The organism is Methylobacterium sp. CM6244, assembly GCF_054817885.1.
On sequence record NZ_CM139247.1, the window covers coordinates 3,003,777 to 3,018,852 of the forward strand.

24 protein-coding genes are annotated in these 15,076 nt (G+C 63.7%); all 24 read left to right on the forward strand.

The genetic code is table 11. The features are described 5' to 3' along the window. Positions 1–3 precede the first annotated feature (3 nt). The 24 genes from fusA (at position 4) to secY (ending at position 15,035) form a co-directional block, all read left to right on the forward strand. Positions 4–2,079, forward strand: coding sequence for an elongation factor G (fusA, locus tag ACYQML_RS13900; protein ID WP_461233127.1), 2,076 nt, complete (start codon positions 4–6; stop codon positions 2,077–2,079). A 63-nt stretch (positions 2,080–2,142) separates the two neighbouring features. Continuing rightward, positions 2,143–3,333, forward strand: a complete 1,191-nt coding sequence (gene tuf / locus ACYQML_RS13905; RefSeq protein ID WP_207412100.1) for an elongation factor Tu — start codon at positions 2,143–2,145, stop codon at positions 3,331–3,333. Positions 3,334–3,418: 85 nt separating this feature from the next. Further along, the gene (rpsJ, locus tag ACYQML_RS13910) at positions 3,419–3,727 is read left to right on the forward strand and encodes a 30S ribosomal protein S10 (RefSeq protein ID WP_018044230.1); all 309 of its coding nucleotides are present in this window, start codon (positions 3,419–3,421) and stop codon (positions 3,725–3,727) included. Between the two features lie 50 nt (positions 3,728–3,777). Then, positions 3,778–4,521 carry a 50S ribosomal protein L3 gene (gene rplC / locus ACYQML_RS13915; RefSeq protein ID WP_018044229.1) on the forward strand — a complete coding sequence of 248 codons (744 nt, stop codon included), beginning with the start codon at positions 3,778–3,780 and terminating at the stop codon, positions 4,519–4,521. Continuing rightward, entirely contained in the window at positions 4,521–5,141 is a 621-nt protein-coding gene (gene rplD / locus ACYQML_RS13920; RefSeq protein WP_461233128.1) for a 50S ribosomal protein L4, read from the forward strand. The genes rplC and rplD overlap by 1 nt, the downstream gene beginning before the upstream one ends. Further along, on the forward strand, positions 5,138–5,434 hold the full coding sequence (locus tag ACYQML_RS13925; protein WP_018044227.1) for a 50S ribosomal protein L23: 297 nt from the start codon (positions 5,138–5,140) through the stop codon (positions 5,432–5,434). The genes rplD and ACYQML_RS13925 overlap by 4 nt, the downstream gene beginning before the upstream one ends. A gap of 25 nt (positions 5,435–5,459) precedes the next feature. Continuing rightward, positions 5,460–6,296, forward strand: coding sequence for a 50S ribosomal protein L2 (gene rplB / locus ACYQML_RS13930; RefSeq protein ID WP_056427361.1), 837 nt, complete (start codon positions 5,460–5,462; stop codon positions 6,294–6,296). Positions 6,297–6,301: 5 nt separating this feature from the next. Further along, on the forward strand, positions 6,302–6,580 hold the full coding sequence (gene rpsS, locus ACYQML_RS13935) for a 30S ribosomal protein S19 (RefSeq protein ID WP_018044225.1): 279 nt from the start codon (positions 6,302–6,304) through the stop codon (positions 6,578–6,580). A gap of 1 nt (position 6,581) precedes the next feature. Further along, positions 6,582–6,968 carry a 50S ribosomal protein L22 gene (gene rplV / locus ACYQML_RS13940; RefSeq protein ID WP_018044224.1) on the forward strand — a complete coding sequence of 129 codons (387 nt, stop codon included), beginning with the start codon at positions 6,582–6,584 and terminating at the stop codon, positions 6,966–6,968. Between the two features lie 10 nt (positions 6,969–6,978). Further along, on the forward strand, positions 6,979–7,719 hold the full coding sequence (rpsC, locus tag ACYQML_RS13945; protein WP_018044223.1) for a 30S ribosomal protein S3: 741 nt from the start codon (positions 6,979–6,981) through the stop codon (positions 7,717–7,719). Between the two features lie 49 nt (positions 7,720–7,768). Beyond that, positions 7,769–8,182 (forward strand): 50S ribosomal protein L16, encoded by a 414-nt coding sequence (gene rplP / locus ACYQML_RS13950; protein ID WP_056251136.1) that lies wholly within the window; start codon positions 7,769–7,771, stop codon positions 8,180–8,182. Between the two features lie 12 nt (positions 8,183–8,194). After that, positions 8,195–8,410, forward strand: a complete 216-nt coding sequence (gene rpmC, locus ACYQML_RS13955; protein ID WP_018044221.1) for a 50S ribosomal protein L29 — start codon at positions 8,195–8,197, stop codon at positions 8,408–8,410. 10 nt (positions 8,411–8,420) lie between these two features. Beyond that, positions 8,421–8,687 (forward strand): 30S ribosomal protein S17, encoded by a 267-nt coding sequence (gene rpsQ, locus ACYQML_RS13960; RefSeq protein WP_056427364.1) that lies wholly within the window; start codon positions 8,421–8,423, stop codon positions 8,685–8,687. A gap of 538 nt (positions 8,688–9,225) precedes the next feature. Further along, the gene (gene rplN / locus ACYQML_RS13965; protein WP_018044219.1) at positions 9,226–9,594 is read left to right on the forward strand and encodes a 50S ribosomal protein L14; all 369 of its coding nucleotides are present in this window, start codon (positions 9,226–9,228) and stop codon (positions 9,592–9,594) included. After that, the gene (gene rplX / locus ACYQML_RS13970; protein WP_018044218.1) at positions 9,594–9,911 is read left to right on the forward strand and encodes a 50S ribosomal protein L24; all 318 of its coding nucleotides are present in this window, start codon (positions 9,594–9,596) and stop codon (positions 9,909–9,911) included. Before rplN ends, rplX begins: the two co-directional genes overlap by 1 nt. Further along, positions 9,904–10,470: a 50S ribosomal protein L5 gene (gene rplE / locus ACYQML_RS13975; protein ID WP_056427367.1), complete on the forward strand. Its 567-nt coding sequence runs from the start codon at positions 9,904–9,906 to the stop codon at positions 10,468–10,470. Before rplX ends, rplE begins: the two co-directional genes overlap by 8 nt. A gap of 39 nt (positions 10,471–10,509) precedes the next feature. After that, positions 10,510–10,815 carry a 30S ribosomal protein S14 gene (gene rpsN, locus ACYQML_RS13980; RefSeq protein WP_461233129.1) on the forward strand — a complete coding sequence of 102 codons (306 nt, stop codon included), beginning with the start codon at positions 10,510–10,512 and terminating at the stop codon, positions 10,813–10,815. A 12-nt stretch (positions 10,816–10,827) separates the two neighbouring features. Beyond that, positions 10,828–11,223 (forward strand): 30S ribosomal protein S8, encoded by a 396-nt coding sequence (gene rpsH / locus ACYQML_RS13985; protein WP_056427374.1) that lies wholly within the window; start codon positions 10,828–10,830, stop codon positions 11,221–11,223. Positions 11,224–11,245: 22 nt separating this feature from the next. Further along, on the forward strand, positions 11,246–11,779 hold the full coding sequence (rplF, locus tag ACYQML_RS13990; protein WP_056427377.1) for a 50S ribosomal protein L6: 534 nt from the start codon (positions 11,246–11,248) through the stop codon (positions 11,777–11,779). A gap of 12 nt (positions 11,780–11,791) precedes the next feature. Next, a complete protein-coding gene (rplR, locus tag ACYQML_RS13995; protein WP_018044213.1) occupies positions 11,792–12,154 on the forward strand; it encodes a 50S ribosomal protein L18 in 363 nt (120 codons plus the stop codon). Positions 12,155–12,247: 93 nt separating this feature from the next. Then, the gene (rpsE, locus tag ACYQML_RS14000) at positions 12,248–12,835 is read left to right on the forward strand and encodes a 30S ribosomal protein S5 (protein WP_018044212.1); all 588 of its coding nucleotides are present in this window, start codon (positions 12,248–12,250) and stop codon (positions 12,833–12,835) included. Between the two features lie 12 nt (positions 12,836–12,847). Then, complete coding sequence (gene rpmD, locus ACYQML_RS14005; protein WP_018044211.1) at positions 12,848–13,039, forward strand: 50S ribosomal protein L30; 192 nt, start codon at positions 12,848–12,850, stop codon at positions 13,037–13,039. An 11-nt stretch (positions 13,040–13,050) separates the two neighbouring features. After that, a complete protein-coding gene (gene rplO / locus ACYQML_RS14010) occupies positions 13,051–13,548 on the forward strand; it encodes a 50S ribosomal protein L15 (RefSeq protein WP_461233130.1) in 498 nt (165 codons plus the stop codon). 149 nt (positions 13,549–13,697) lie between these two features. Further along, the gene (secY, locus tag ACYQML_RS14015) at positions 13,698–15,035 is read left to right on the forward strand and encodes a preprotein translocase subunit SecY (RefSeq protein ID WP_056427383.1); all 1,338 of its coding nucleotides are present in this window, start codon (positions 13,698–13,700) and stop codon (positions 15,033–15,035) included. The last annotated feature ends 41 nt before the right edge of the window (positions 15,036–15,076 follow it).

The window sequence follows — 15,076 nt, forward strand, 5'->3', positions numbered from 1 at the left end:
CCGATGCCCCGCACGCATGCGATCGAGGACTACCGTAATTTCGGCATCATGGCTCACATTGATGCTGGAAAAACCACGACCACTGAGCGGATCCTCTACTACACCGGCAAGTCCCATAAGATCGGCGAAGTCCATGACGGCGCCGCGACGATGGATTGGATGACGCAGGAGCAGGAGCGTGGCATCACGATCACCTCCGCTGCGACCACCTGCTTCTGGCGCGACAAGCGCCTGAACATCATCGACACCCCCGGCCACGTGGACTTCACCATCGAAGTGGAGCGCTCGCTGCGCGTCCTCGACGGAGCGGTTTGCGTGCTCGACGGTAACCAGGGCGTCGAGCCCCAGACCGAGACCGTCTGGCGTCAGGCTGACAAGTACGACGTTCCGCGCGTCGTGTTCGTCAACAAGATGGACAAGATCGGCGCCGACTTCTTCAAATGCGTCGCCGACATCATCGACCGCGTCGCCGGCAAGCCCGTTTGCCTGCAGCTTCCAATCGGCGCCGAGACGACCTTCAAGGGCGTCATCGACCTGATCAAGATGAAGGCCATCGTCTGGACGTCCGAGAAGCTCGGCGCCGATTTCTCTGAGACCGAGATCCCGGCCGACCTCGCCGATCAGGCCGCCGAATACCGGATCAAGCTCGTCGAAGCCTGCGTCGAGATGGATGACGATGCCATGTCGGCCTATCTCGACGGTGTCGAGCCGGATGCCGAGACGATGCATCGCCTCGTGCGCACCGCTGTCCAGCGTCGCGCTTTCCACCCCGTGCTCTGCGGTTCGGCCTTCAAGAACAAGGGCGTTCAGCCCCTGCTCGACGCCGTCGTCGACTACCTGCCGTCTCCCGCCGATCGCGGCGAGATCAAGGGCCTCGACTTTAAGACCGAGGAAGAGACCGTTCGTCATCCGTCCGACGCCGATCCCTTCTCGATGCTGGCGTTCAAGATCATGGACGACCCGCATGTCGGCACGATCACGTTCTGCCGTGTGTATTCGGGCAAAGTCGAGTCTGGTGCCAACGTCATCAACTCGTCGCGCGACAAGAAAGAGCGTGTCGGCCGCATGCTTCTCATGCACGCCAACAACCGCGAAGACGTGAAGGAAGCCTTCACCGGCGACATCGTGGCTCTAGCTGGTCTCAAGGAAACTCGTACCGGCGATACGCTATGCGACCCGAAGGACGCCGTCATCCTCGAGAAGATGGAGTTCCCCGAGCCCGTCATCGAGATCGCGGTGGAGCCGAAGTCCAAGGCCGATCAGGAGAAGCTGGGCATCGCTCTTGCCAAGCTCGCTGCTGAGGATCCGTCCTTCCGCGTTTCCACGGACCAGGAATCGGGCCAGACCATCCTTCGCGGGATGGGCGAGCTCCACCTCGACATCAAGGTCGACATCCTCCGCCGTACCTACATGGTCGACGCGAATATCGGCCAGCCGCAGGTGGCGTATCGTGAGAAGCTCACGAAGCGCACCGAGATCGACTACACCCACAAGAAGCAGACCGGTGGTACCGGTCAGTTCGCTCGGGTGAAGTTCGTGGTCGAGCCGAACGAGCCGGGTAAGGGCTTCGAGTTCTCCTCTAAGATCATCGGCGGCACGGTGCCCAAGGAATACATCCCGGGCGTCGAAAAGGGTCTCAACTCGGTGCTCGGCGCCGGCATCCTCGCCGGCTTCCCGGTCGTGGACATCAAGGTCGAGCTGATCGACGGCGCCTATCACGATGTCGACTCGTCGGCTCTGGCCTTCGAAATCGCCTCTCGTGCGGCGCTCCGTGAGGCTCTCCAGAAGGGCGGATCGGTCCTGCTCGAGCCGGTGATGAAGGTCGAGGTCGTCTCGCCGGAAGAGTATACCGGTTCGGTGATCGGCGATCTGAATTCCCGCCGTGGCCAGATCCAGGGCCAGGACATGCGCGGCAATGCGAACGTCATCAACGCGATGGTGCCGCTCGCCAACATGTTCGGCTACGTGAACCAGCTGCGCTCCTTCTCCCAGGGCCGCGCGAACTTCACGATGCAGTTTGACCATTACGAAGAGGTGCCGCGCGGCGAGGCCGAGAAGGTCGTCGCGAAGTACGCTTAAGGCTTCCCGCCTTTTCCGGACCGCAGCAGCATCACCTGAAACACTGAGATTACGGAGGCTACGATGGCCAAAGAGAAATTTGCCCGCACCAAGCCGCACTGCAACATTGGCACGATTGGTCACGTCGACCACGGCAAGACGTCGCTGACGGCTGCGATCACGAAGGTCCTGGCGGAGTCGGGTGGCGCGACGTTCACGGCCTACGACCAGATCGACAAGGCCCCCGAGGAGAAGGCGCGCGGCATCACGATCTCGACGGCTCACGTCGAGTACGAGACGGCCAACCGTCACTACGCCCACGTCGATTGCCCCGGCCACGCCGATTACGTGAAGAACATGATCACGGGTGCGGCGCAGATGGACGGCGCGATCCTGGTCGTGTCGGCCGCCGACGGCCCGATGCCCCAGACCCGCGAGCACATCCTGCTCGCCCGTCAGGTCGGCGTGCCGGCGCTGGTGGTGTTCCTCAACAAGGTCGACCTCGTCGACGACGAGGAGCTCCTCGAGCTCGTCGAGATGGAGGTGCGCGAGCTCCTCTCCAAGTACGACTTCCCCGGCGACGACATCCCGATCACCAAGGGCTCGGCCAAGGTCGCGCTCGACAACGGCGACAAGGCCGTCGGCCATGACGCCGTGCTGGCCCTGATGGCGAGCGTGGATGCCTACATCCCGCAGCCGGAGCGTCCGATCGACAAGCCGTTCCTGATGCCGATCGAGGACGTGTTCTCGATCTCGGGCCGCGGCACCGTGGTGACGGGTCGCGTCGAGCGCGGCATCGTCAAGGTCGGCGAGACCGTGGAGATCGTCGGCATCCGCGACACCCAGACCACCACGGTCACGGGCGTCGAGATGTTCCGCAAGCTGCTCGACCAGGGCCAGGCCGGCGACAATGTCGGCGTGCTCCTGCGCGGCACCAAGCGCGAGGACGTCGAGCGCGGCCAGGTCGTGTGCAAGCCGGGCTCGGTCAAGCCCCACACCAAGTTCAAGGCCGAGGCCTACATCCTCACCAAGGAGGAGGGCGGTCGCCACACCCCGTTCTTCACCAACTACCGGCCCCAGTTCTACTTCCGCACCACCGACGTGACCGGTGTCTGCGAACTGCCCGAGGGCACCGAGATGGTGATGCCCGGTGACAGCGTCACCATGGACGTCACCCTCATCGTCCCCGTCGCCATGGAAGAGAAGCTCCGCTTCGCCATCCGTGAAGGCGGACGCACCGTCGGCGCAGGCGTCGTCGCAGCCATCAACGATTAAGTTCGGTACGCTCAGTCTGCTGGGATCGACAGAGGGGCGGGTCCTCGCGCCCGCCCCTTATTAAGTCCCGCCAAGGTTTCAGGTCATGAACGGTCAGAATATCCGCATTCGCCTCAAGGCGTTCGATCATCGCATCCTCGATGCCTCAACCCGCGAGATCGTGTCGACGGCCAAGCGCACCGGCGCGACCATTCGTGGTCCGATCCCGCTGCCGACGCATATCGAGAAGTTCACCGTCAACCGCTCGCCGCACATCGACAAGAAGTCGCGCGAGCAGTTCGAGATGCGCACCCACAAGCGCGTCCTCGATATCGTCGATCCGACGCCGCAGACCGTGGACGCGCTGATGAAGCTCGACCTCGCCGCCGGCGTGGACGTGGAGATCAAGCTCTAAGTCCCGCGGGGATTTAGAGCTTACCGTAGAATCGCGCGAGGGAGACACCTATGCGCTCAGGCGTCATTGCACAGAAGGTCGGCATGACCCGCATCTTTACGGATGCTGGCGAACATGTCCCCGTGACAGTGCTTAAAATCGATCAATGTCAGGTGGTTGCCCACCGTACCGTCGAGAAGAATGGCTACGTCGCCCTTCAGGTCGGCGTCGGCAAGGCCAAGGTGAAGAACGTGTCGGCTGCCGAGCGCGGCCGGTTCGCGGTCGCCAAGGTCGAGCCCAAGCAGAAGCTCGCCGAGTTCCGCGTGTCCGAGGACGCGCTGATCCCGGTCGGCGCCGAGATCACCGCCGATCACTTCATCCCCGGCCAGTTCGTCGACGTGACGGGCACGACCACGGGTAAGGGCTTTGCCGGCGGTATGAAGCGCTGGAACTTCGGCGGTCTTCGTGCCACCCACGGCGTGTCCATCTCGCACCGTTCGATCGGTTCGACCGGTGGCCGCCAGGACCCGGGCAAGACCTTCAAGAACAAGAAGATGCCCGGTCACATGGGCGTCGACCGGGTCACGACCCAGAACCTGCGCGTCGTGCGCACGGATCCTGAGCGTGGCCTCATCCTCGTCGAAGGCGCCGTCCCCGGTGTCGCCGGCGGCTGGATCCAGATCCGCGACGCGGTGAAGCGCAAGCTCCCCGCCGACGTGCCGCAGCCCGGCAAGTTCCGTGAGAACGGTTCTTCCGCTGCTCCCGCCACCGAAGCTCCGGCTCCCGAGGCTCCCGCTTCCGAGGAGAACGCGTGATGAAGCTCGATATCACCACTCTCGACGGCGACGGCGCCGGGTCCATTGACCTGGACGAGACCATCTTCGGTCTCGAGCCCCGCGCCGACCTTCTCCAGCGTATGGTGCGCTGGCAGCTCGCCAAGCGTCAGGCCGGCACCCATGCGGTCAAGAACCGCTCGGACGTCAACCGGACGCGCAAGAAGCTGTACAAGCAGAAGGGCACCGGTAACGCTCGTCACGGCGCTGCCTCCGCTCCGCAGTTCCGCGGCGGTGGACGTGCCTTCGGCCCGGTCGTGCGCAGTCATGCCCATGACCTCCCGAAGAAGGTGCGTGCCCTCGCTCTTCGCCACGCCCTCTCGGCGAAGGTGAAGGCCGAGACCTTGATCATCGTGGACGACGTGACGCTCGCCGAAGGCAAGACCCGGAACCTGGTCGAGCGCTTCGAGAAGATGGGCCTGTCCAGCGCGCTGATCATCAGCGGTGCTGAGGTCGACGTGAACTTCGGTCGCGCCGCCCGCAACATCCCGCAGATCGACGTCCTGCCGGTCCAGGGCATCAACGTCTACGACATCCTGCGTCGCGACAAGCTCGTGCTGACGCGCGCAGCGATCGATGCGCTGGAGGCGCGATTCAAATGAGTGCCGATCCGCGCCACTACGACATCATCGTCTCCCCGGTCATCACCGAGAAGGCGACGAACCTCACCGAACAGAACAAGGTCGTCTTCCGGGTCTCCCCGAAGGCTACCAAGCCGCAGATCAAAGAGGCGGTCGAGAAGCTGTTCGACGTCAAGGTCACGGGCGTGAACACGCTCGTCACCAAGGGCAAGAAGAAGATTTTCCGCGGGCTTCGCGGACAGCGTTCGGACGTGAAGAAAGCGATCGTGACCCTCGCCGAGGGTGAGACGATCGACGTCACGACCGGGCTCTGACACGAAAAGCGTTAGGATCAAGCCGATGGCCTTGAAGACATTCAAACCGGTCACGCCGAGCCTTCGCCAGCTCGTGCTCGTCGACCGCCGTGAGCTCTACAAGGGCAAGCCGGTCAAGAAGCTCACCGAGGGCAAGTCGTCCTCGGGCGGCCGCAACAACCTCGGTCGCATCACCGTCCGCTTCCGCGGCGGTGGTCACAAGCGCACCCTGCGCAACGTCGATTTCAAGCGGCGCGAGCAGCTCGGCGTCGCCGCGACGGTGGAGCGGATCGAGTACGATCCCAACCGTACGGCGTTCATCGCGCTCATCACCTATCCGGACGGCGTGCAGAGCTACATCCTGGCTCCCCAGCGTCTGTCGCCGGGCGACACGGTGATCGCGGCCGAACAGGTCGACGTGAAGCCGGGCAATGCCGGACCGGTCGGCAACATGCCGGTGGGGACGATCGTCCACAATATCGAGCTGAAGATCGGCAAGGGCGGCGCGATTGCCCGTTCCGCCGGCAACTACGCTCAGATCGTCGGGCGCGACCAGGGTTATGTCACGCTGCGCCTGAATTCGGGTGAACAGCGCCTGGTGCACGGTCAGTGCTTCGCCAGCATCGGTGCGGTGTCGAACCCGGACCACATGAACATCTCGCTCGGCAAAGCCGGTCGCAACCGCTGGCTCGGCAAGCGCCCGCACGTTCGCGGCGTTGCCATGAACCCGGTCGATCACCCGCACGGCGGTGGTGAGGGTCGCACCTCGGGCGGCCGTAATCCGGTCACGCCCTGGGGCGTGCCCACCAAGGGAAAGAAGACCCGCTCCAACAAGCGGACCGATGTCTTCATTCTCGCCAGCCGTCACAACCGCAAGAAGTAACCCTCATGGCACGCTCGCTCTGGAAGGGGCCGTTCATCGACGGCTACCTCCTCAAGAAGGCTGAGACCGCTCGCGGATCCAGCCGCAACGAAGTCATCAAGATCTGGAGCCGTCGCTCCACGATCCTGCCGCAGTTCGTCGGGCTCACCTTCGGTGTGCACAACGGACAGAAGCATATCCCGGTCTATGTGTCCGAGGAGATGGTCGGTCATAAGTTCGGCGAGTTCTCGCCGACCCGTACCTTCCACGGCCACGCAGCCGACAAGAAGGCGAAGAGGCGCTGAGATGGGCAAGCAAGCCACCCCCCGCGCGCTCCCCGAGAACGAAGCGAAGGCCGTCGCGCGCATGCTGCGCGTGAGCCCTCAGAAGCTCAATCTCGTTGCGCAACTCATCCGCGGTAAGAAGGTCGAGTCGGCTTTGGCCGACCTGGAATTCTCCCGCAAGCGGATCGCCCGCGAGGTCAAGAAGTGCCTCGAGAGCGCCATCGCTAATGCCGAGAACAATCATGACCTCGATGTCGACGATCTCGTCGTCTCCGAGGCCTTCGTCGGCAAGGCACTCGTGCTCAAGCGTTTCCATGCTCGTGCACGTGGCCGCGGCGCCCGCATCCTGAAGCCCTTCGCGAACCTCACCATCGTGGTGCGCGAAGTCCCGACCGCCGAAGCGGCGTGAGGAGGACCTGATGGGCCAGAAAGTCAATCCGATCGGTCTTCGGCTCGGTATCAACCGGACCTGGGACTCCCGCTGGTTCGCCCAGAAGGGTGAATACGCGAAGCTCATGCACGAGGACGTCGCTATCCGCGCCGCCCTCATGAAGCAGCTTAAGCAGGCTGCCGTTTCCAAGATCGTCATCGAGCGTCCGCACCGGAAGTGCCGCGTCACCATTCACTCGGGTCGTCCCGGCGTGGTGATCGGCAAGAAGGGCGCGGATATCGAGAAGCTGCGCAAGCTCGTCGGCACCCTGACCAAGGCCGACGTGACGATCAACATCGTCGAGGTGCGCAAGCCCGAGATCGACGCCACCCTGGTGGCCGATTCGATTGCCCAGCAGCTCGAGCGCCGTGTCGCCTTCCGTCGTGCCATGAAGCGCGCCGTGCAGTCGGCCATGCGTCTCGGTGCCGAAGGCATCCGGATCAATTGCTCGGGTCGTCTCGGCGGCGCTGAGATCGCTCGTCAGGAATGGTACCGCGAAGGTCGTGTCCCGCTGCATACCCTGCGCGCGGATGTCGATTACGGCGTGGCGACCGCCTTCACGACCTACGGGACGTGCGGAATCAAGGTGTGGGTGTTCAAGGGCGAAATCCTTGAGCACGACCCGATGGCGCAGGACAAGCGCGCTCAGGAAGAAGGCGGCCGTTCGGGCGGACGTCGCGAGCGCGATGGCGAGGGTGGCCGCGAGCGCGGCCGGCGCGAACACGCTTAAAGCGTGATCGCGTACGCCCGTTAGCCATAGAAGGTGTTGAGAGGCTGCCATGTTGCAACCCAAGAAGACCAGGTTTCGTAAGCAGTTCAAGGGTCGCATCCACGGTGCGGCCAAGGGCGGCTTCGACCTCAATTTCGGGACCTTCGGCCTCAAGGCCGTGGAGCCCGAGCGCGTCACCGCACGTCAGATCGAGGCGGCCCGCCGCGCGATCACCCGTGAGATGAAGCGTCAGGGCCGTGTCTGGATCCGGATCTTCCCGGACGTCCCGGTCACGGCAAAGCCCACCGAAGTCCGCATGGGCTCCGGTAAGGGTGCACCCGAGTTCTGGGCTGCCCGCGTGCATCCCGGACGTATCATGTTCGAAGTCGACGGCGTCGCCGAGGACATCGCCAAAGAGGCTCTCCGCCTCGGTGCGGCGAAGCTCCCGATCCGCACGCGCGTCGTTCAGCGCATCGCTGACTAAGGGGAGGGGATCATGAAGTCGTCACAGAGACAGTCGGATCTGGCCGCCCTGTCGCCCGATCAGCTGAACGATGAGCTGCTGAACCTGAAGAAGGAGCAGTTCAACTTACGCTTCCAGGGCGCCACCGGCCAGCTCGAGAACGTCGCCCGCGTCCGTGAGGTCCGCCGCGATATCGCCCGCGTTCGCACTCTCCAGCGTCAGAAGACGCTGAAGTCCGCGCAGGCCTGAGGAGTACACCATGCCGAAGCGCGTATTGCAGGGCGTCGTCGTCAGCGACAAGGGCGAGAAGACCATCGTCGTGAAGGTGGAGCGTCGCTTCACCCATCCGGTGATGAAGAAGACCGTCCGTCGTTCGAAGAATTACCACGCCCACGACGAGACGAACGTCGCCAAGGTCGGCCAGACCGTGTCGATCGAAGAGTGCCGTCCGTTCTCGAAGACCAAGACCTGGAAGCTCATCGAAGGTGGCGCTGCCACTGTGGAATCACCTTCCGCCGAAGCGTGAGACCGATGCAGTGTCGTTAAAGCGGGCGCAGTTTCTGCGCCCGCTTTTTTGCGTCTTATTTCGACTCGCGAAGAACCAGCGATTCATCGAGGCGCATGGGCCTCTGTCGGTCGCACCGCACGGCCGATGAAGCGTGCTCGAAACATTCGACTTCGACCGCGAACACCTGTTCAGTTCCGCCGAGCGTTCGGTTCCACCATTCAACGCGTACCACCGACGGCGCCCGTCAGGATGGCTGTCGGCGTCGGAGACGGCCGTTCGGGCACTTTCATGAAGACCCGGCCTGGATTGCTGTCTGCAGCGCAGCTGCGCGTCTTTGCTCTTGCGCAGCGCCTCCCTCTCTAGTAATAGGCCGTCCTTCGCGACATGCAAAAGGGTGTTCACACCCTGGACCGCGGTGACCGCGCCGGCGTTGAGAAACGCCGAATGCGCGGTCCTTCTATATGAGCCGGGGACATCAGATCCCCATCAGACGTCGTCCGCCGGACAATACCGTCCGTGTGCGGAAACCCGTCTGAAACAAGGAAAGGTCACTCTCGTGATCCAGATGCAGACGAATCTGGACGTCGCCGACAATTCTGGTGCGCGTCGCGTGATGTGCATCAAGGTTCTCGGCGGGTCGAAGCGCAAGTATGCCGGTGTCGGCGATATCATCGTCGTCTCGGTGAAGGAGGCCATTCCCCGCGGCCGCGTGAAGAAGGGCGACGTCATGAAGGCCGTCGTCGTTCGCACCGCCAAGGAAGTGAAGCGCGCCGACGGATCCGTGATCCGGTTCGACAAGAACGCCGCTGTCCTGATCAACAATCAGAAAGAGCCGATCGGCACCCGTATCTTCGGACCCGTGCCGCGCGAGTTGCGCGCCCGGAACCACATGAAGATCATCTCGCTCGCTCCGGAGGTGCTGTGATGGCTGCCAAGGTCAAGAAGGGCGACAAGGTCGTCATTCTCACCGGTCGCGACAAAGGTCGCTCCGGCGAGGTCATCCAGGTGATGCCGAAGGAAGACCGTGCGCTCGTGCGCGGGGTCAATCTGGTCAAGAAGCACCAGAAGCAGACGCAGAACCAGGAAGGCGGCATCATCTCCAAGGAAGCCGCGATTCATCTGTCCAACATCGCGATCGCCGACCCGAAAGACGGTCAGCCGACGCGCGTTGGTTTCCGCATTCTCGACGACGGCCGCAAGGTCCGGTTCGCCAAGCGCTCGGGGGATCTGATCGATGGCTGAGAAGAACAACGACGCGTACACCCCTCGTCTGCGCAAGCACTACGATGAGGTCGTCCGCCAGAAGCTGATCGAAGAGTTCGGCTACAAGAACCCCATGCAGGTTCCGGTCATCGAGAAGATCGTGATCAACATGGGCGTCGGCGAGTCCACCGCCGATTCCAAGAAGGCCTCCATCGCAGCCGGCGACCTTGCGCTGATCGCCGGCCAGAAGCCGGTCATCACCAAGGCCCGCAAGGCCATCGCGACCTTCAAGGTCCGCGAAGGCATGCCGATTGGCTGCAAGGTCACCCTGCGCAAGCACCGGATGTACGAGTTCATGGACCGCCTGATCACCATCGCGCTTCCGCGCGTTCGTGACTTCCGCGGCCTGAACCCCCGTTCGTTCGACGGCAACGGCAATTACGCGTTGGGCCTCAAGGAGCACCTGGTGTTCCCGGAGATCTCCTACGACAAGGCCGATGCCACCTGGGGCATGGACATCGTGATCCAGACATCGGCCCGTACCGATGCCGAGGCACGTGCGCTCCTCTCGCAATTCCGATTCCCGTTCCGGCAGTAAGTGCTGAAAAGCGCTTAGACGCGGACACTGGAGAGAGACATGGCAAAGAAAAGCTCAGTCGAGAAGAATAATCACCGCAAGGAACTGGTGAAGCGGTTCGCCGCCAAGCGTAAGGCCCTCCTTGCGACCGCCAACAACGAAAGCATCGAGATGGAGGAGCGCTTCGAAGCTCGCCTCAAGCTCGCGGAACTGCCCCGCAACTCGTCGGCGACCCGTATCCGCAATCGTTGCGGCATGACGGGACGTCCCCGCGCCTTCTACCGCAAGATGGGCATCTCGCGTGTGGCGCTTCGGGAACTTGGCAACCGGGGTCTCATTCCCGGTCTGGTCAAGTCGAGCTGGTAAGGAGCAGGCACCATGGTCAACGATCCCGTGGGTGATATGCTCACCCGCATCCGCAACGGCCAGATGCGCCGCCGCAACGTCGTTCAGACGCCCGGCTCGCGTCTCCGTGCAAGCGTTCTCGACGTCCTCAAGGCTGAGGGCTACATCCGCGATTACGCAACGACCGATTTCGGCAACGGCCGTACCGAGTTCTCGATCGAGCTCAAGTACTATGACGGCCAGCCCGTCATCCGCTCGATCCAGCGCGTTTCGAAGCCCGGCCGCCGCGTCTATTCGGCCGTGAGCGAACTTCCCCGCGTCGCCGACGGCCTCGGCGTCACCATCGTGTCCACCCCGCAGGGCGTCATGGCCGACCACGAGGCGCGTGAGCGCAACGTTGGCGGCGAAGTGCTCTGCAAGGTGTTCTGATCTCGGACTTGGAGGAAAGGCTATGTCTCGCGTAGGCAAGAAGCCCGTTCCCGTCCCGTCCGGTGTGACGGCCACGGTGACCGGTCAAACGGTGAAGATGAAGGGCTCCAAGGGCGAGCTCCAGTATATCGTCCCCAACGTGGTGGACGTGAAGTTCGAGGACGGTGCCGTCTCGGTGCTGCCCAAGAACCAGACCAAGGAGGCCCGCTCGCTGTGGGGCACCTCCCGGGCCCAGGTGGCGAACCTCGTCGAGGGCGTCTCCAAGGGTTTCGAGAAGAAGCTCGAGATCACCGGCGTTGGCTATCGTGCCGCCATGGCCGGCAAGGCCCTCAAGCTCTCCCTCGGCTACAGCCACGACATCGAGTACGAGATCCCCGTTGGGATCACGATCGCGGTGCCCAAGCCCACCGAGATCGTCATCTCCGGCATCGACCGGCAGGTGGTGGGACAGGTGGCAGCCGAGATTCGCGACTATCGTGGTCCCGAGCCCTACAAGGGCAAGGGCGTGCGGTACGCGGGTGAGTTCATCTTCCGCAAGGAAGGCAAGAAGAAGTAAGGGCCGGCCATCATGTCACGCAAAATCGATGCACTCGACCGCCGCAAGGCGCGTGTGCGCCGCGCGCTGCGGGCGGCGGCGAATGGACGGCCCCGGCTTTCGGTGTTCCGTTCCTCCAAGCAGATCTACGTCCAGGTCATCGACGACGCCGAGGGCAAGACCCTCGCCGCCGCTTCGACCCTCGACAAAGATCTCCGCTCGGGCCTGAAGACCGGTGCCGATACGGCAGCGGCAGCGGCCGTCGGCAAGCTCGTCGCCGAGCGCGCCAAGGCTGCCGGAGTCACCAAGGTGATCTTCGACCGTTCGGGCTACATCTATCACGGGCGCGTCAAGGCGCTCGCCGACGCCGCCCGTGAGGGTGGCCTCGAGTTCTAAAATCAGGCGGGGAGGGGCGGCGCAGGCCGTCCCTCGGACAAGCTATCAAGCGAGCGGGCTCCGCCGCCCGCGTCAGTGAGACAGGATTCAAACATGGCACGTGAACGGGAAGGCGGGGGCCGCGGCCGCCGCGATGAGCGCGAGGAGCGCGACAGCGAATTCGTGGACAAGCTCGTCCACATCAACCGCGTCGCCAAGGTGGTGAAGGGTGGTCGTCGCTTCGGCTTCGCTGCTCTCGTCGTCGTCGGCGACCAGAAGGGTCGCGTCGGCTTCGGCCACGGTAAGGCGCGCGAAGTGCCTGAGGCGATCCGCAAGGCAACGGAAGCGGCCAAGCGCGGTCTCGTCCGCGTCGCTCTGCGCGAAGGTCGTACCCTTCACCACGACGTCTACGGACGTCACGGCGCGGGTAAGGTCATTCTCCGCGCTGCGCCGCAGGGTACCGGCATCATCGCCGGCGGTCCGATGCGCGCCGTCTTCGAGACGCTGGGCATGCAGGACGTCGTGGCGAAGTCGCTCGGTTCGTCGAACCCCTACAACCTCGTCCGTGCCACCTTCGAGGCGCTGAAGAACGAGGACAGCCCGCGCGCCGTCGCGGCCCGTCGGGGTCTCAAGGTGTCGACGCTTCAGGCTCGCCGTCGCGATGCCGATCCTTCTGACCTGTCCGAAGCCGCAGTCGCTTAAGGGGAGGGTGCAATGGCAACTAAGACTCTCCGCGTCGAGCAGATCGGCTCGCCCATCCGCCGCGAGGGCGACCAGCGTGCGACGCTGATCGGCCTTAAGCTCAACAAGCTGCACCGGGTCGCTACGCTGGAGGATACCCCCTCCGTGCGCGGCATGATCCGCAAGGTGCATCACCTCGTGCGCGTCCTCGACGACGCGGCCTGAGGGAGGGCATCATGAAACTGAACGAAATCCACGATAACGACGGCGCAACCAAGAACCGGATGCGCGTCGGCCGGGGCATCGGCTCCGGCAAGGGCAAGACCGCTGGTCGCGGCGTCAAGGGTCAGAAGGCCCGTACCGGCGTCTCGATCAAGGGCTTCGAGGGCGGTCAGATGCCGCTTCACCGTCGCCTGCCCAAGCGCGGCTTCAACAACCTGTACTCCACGGACCTAAACGAGGTGAACCTCGGACGCGTCCAGCAGGCTGTCGATGCCGGCCGTCTCGATGCTTCCGCCGTGGTCACGGTGGAGACCCTCATCGCCGCCGGCATCATCGCCCGTCCCCGTGACGGCGTGAAGCTGCTCGGCGTCGGCGAACTGACCGCGAAGCTCTCCCTCGAGGTCACCCGCGCTTCGAAGTCGGCCGTCGAGGCTGTCGAGAAGATCGGCGGTTCGGTGAACGTCGCTTACGGTGCCGGCATCTCCACCCGCGGCAAGCCGTCCGCGGAGTAAGTCTTCCGACGCCGCTGTTGCGTAGCGTCGGGGCAGACTTTAAGTCGAAGCTCTGAGCGGCGGCCCGTGCGACCTGCGCGTGGCCGCCGTTTCAGTTTGTTCGGGGGTCCTTCAATCCCCCATCTGGATCGATCTCAGGAACCGGTGCCATGGCCTCAGCCGCCGAGCAGCTTGCCGCGAACCTCAATTTCGGGGCCATCGCCAAGGCCGACGAGCTCAAGAAGCGGATCTGGTTCACGCTGGGTGCGCTCGTCGTGTTCCGGCTCGGCACCTACATCCCGATTCCCGGCATCGACCCCGAGCAATTCGCGCGGAACTTCCAGCAGCAGGCCGGTGGCGTGCTCGGCTTGTTCAACATGTTCTCCGGCGGTGCCGTCGAGCGCATGGCGATCTTCGCGCTCAACATCATGCCGTACATCTCGGCCTCCATCATCATTCAGCTTCTCACCTCGGTGATCCCGAGCCTCGAATCGCTGAAGAAAGAGGGTGAGTCCGGCCGGAAGGTCATCAACCAATACACCCGCTACCTCACGGTCGTGCTGGCACTGGTTCAGAGCTGGGGCATCGCCTTTGGCTTGCAGAGTTCGAGCGCCGCGATCGATCCGGGACCGTTCTTCATCCTGTCCACGGTGATCACGCTCACGGGCGGAACGCTGTTCCTGATGTGGATCGGCGAGCAGATCACATCACGCGGCATCGGTAACGGGTCGTCGCTCATCATCTTCGCCGGCATCGTCGCGCATCTGCCCACCGCCATCGTGGGAGCCCTCGAGCTGAGCCGGACAGGCGCGCTGTCGGCGGCCGTCATCCTCGGCGTCGGCTTTGCCGCCATCGCCCTCGTCTACTTCATCGTGTTCATGGAGCGGGCTCAGCGCCGGCTCCTGATCAACTACCCCAAGCGCCAGGTTGGTAACCGCATGTACGAGGGTCAGACCTCGTTCCTGCCGCTGAAGCTGAACACGGCCGGCGTGATCCCGCCGATCTTCGCCTCGTCGCTGCTGCTGCTTCCCGCCACGGTGGCGAGCTTCTCGGCCAATAACGGCGGCACCGGCGTGCTGGCCACGATCACCACCTATCTCGGCCATGGTCGGCCGCTCTACATGGTTCTCTACGCGGCGCTGATCATCTTCTTCGCGTTCTTCTACACGGCGGTGGTCTTCAACCCGCAGGAGACGGCGGACAATCTGAAGAAGCAGGGCGGCTTCATTCCCGGCATTCGTCCGGGTGAGCGCACGGCGACGTTCATCGACAAGGTTCTGACGCGCATCACGTTGATCGGCGCTCTGTATTTGACCTTTGTCTGCCTTGTGCCGGAGATCCTGGCCTCCTACGCATCGGCGAGCCTCGGGTTCGGCGGTACCTCGCTCCTCATCGTCGTTTCCGTGACGATGGATACGGTGGCGCAGGTCCACGGCCATCTGATGGCCCACCAGTATGAGGGCCTCGTGAAGAAGGCGAAGCTGCGCGGCGCCACGCGCCGTCGCTGAAGCCGGCTCGACGAGCTCGATCGATCGGGGCGATGCTGGTC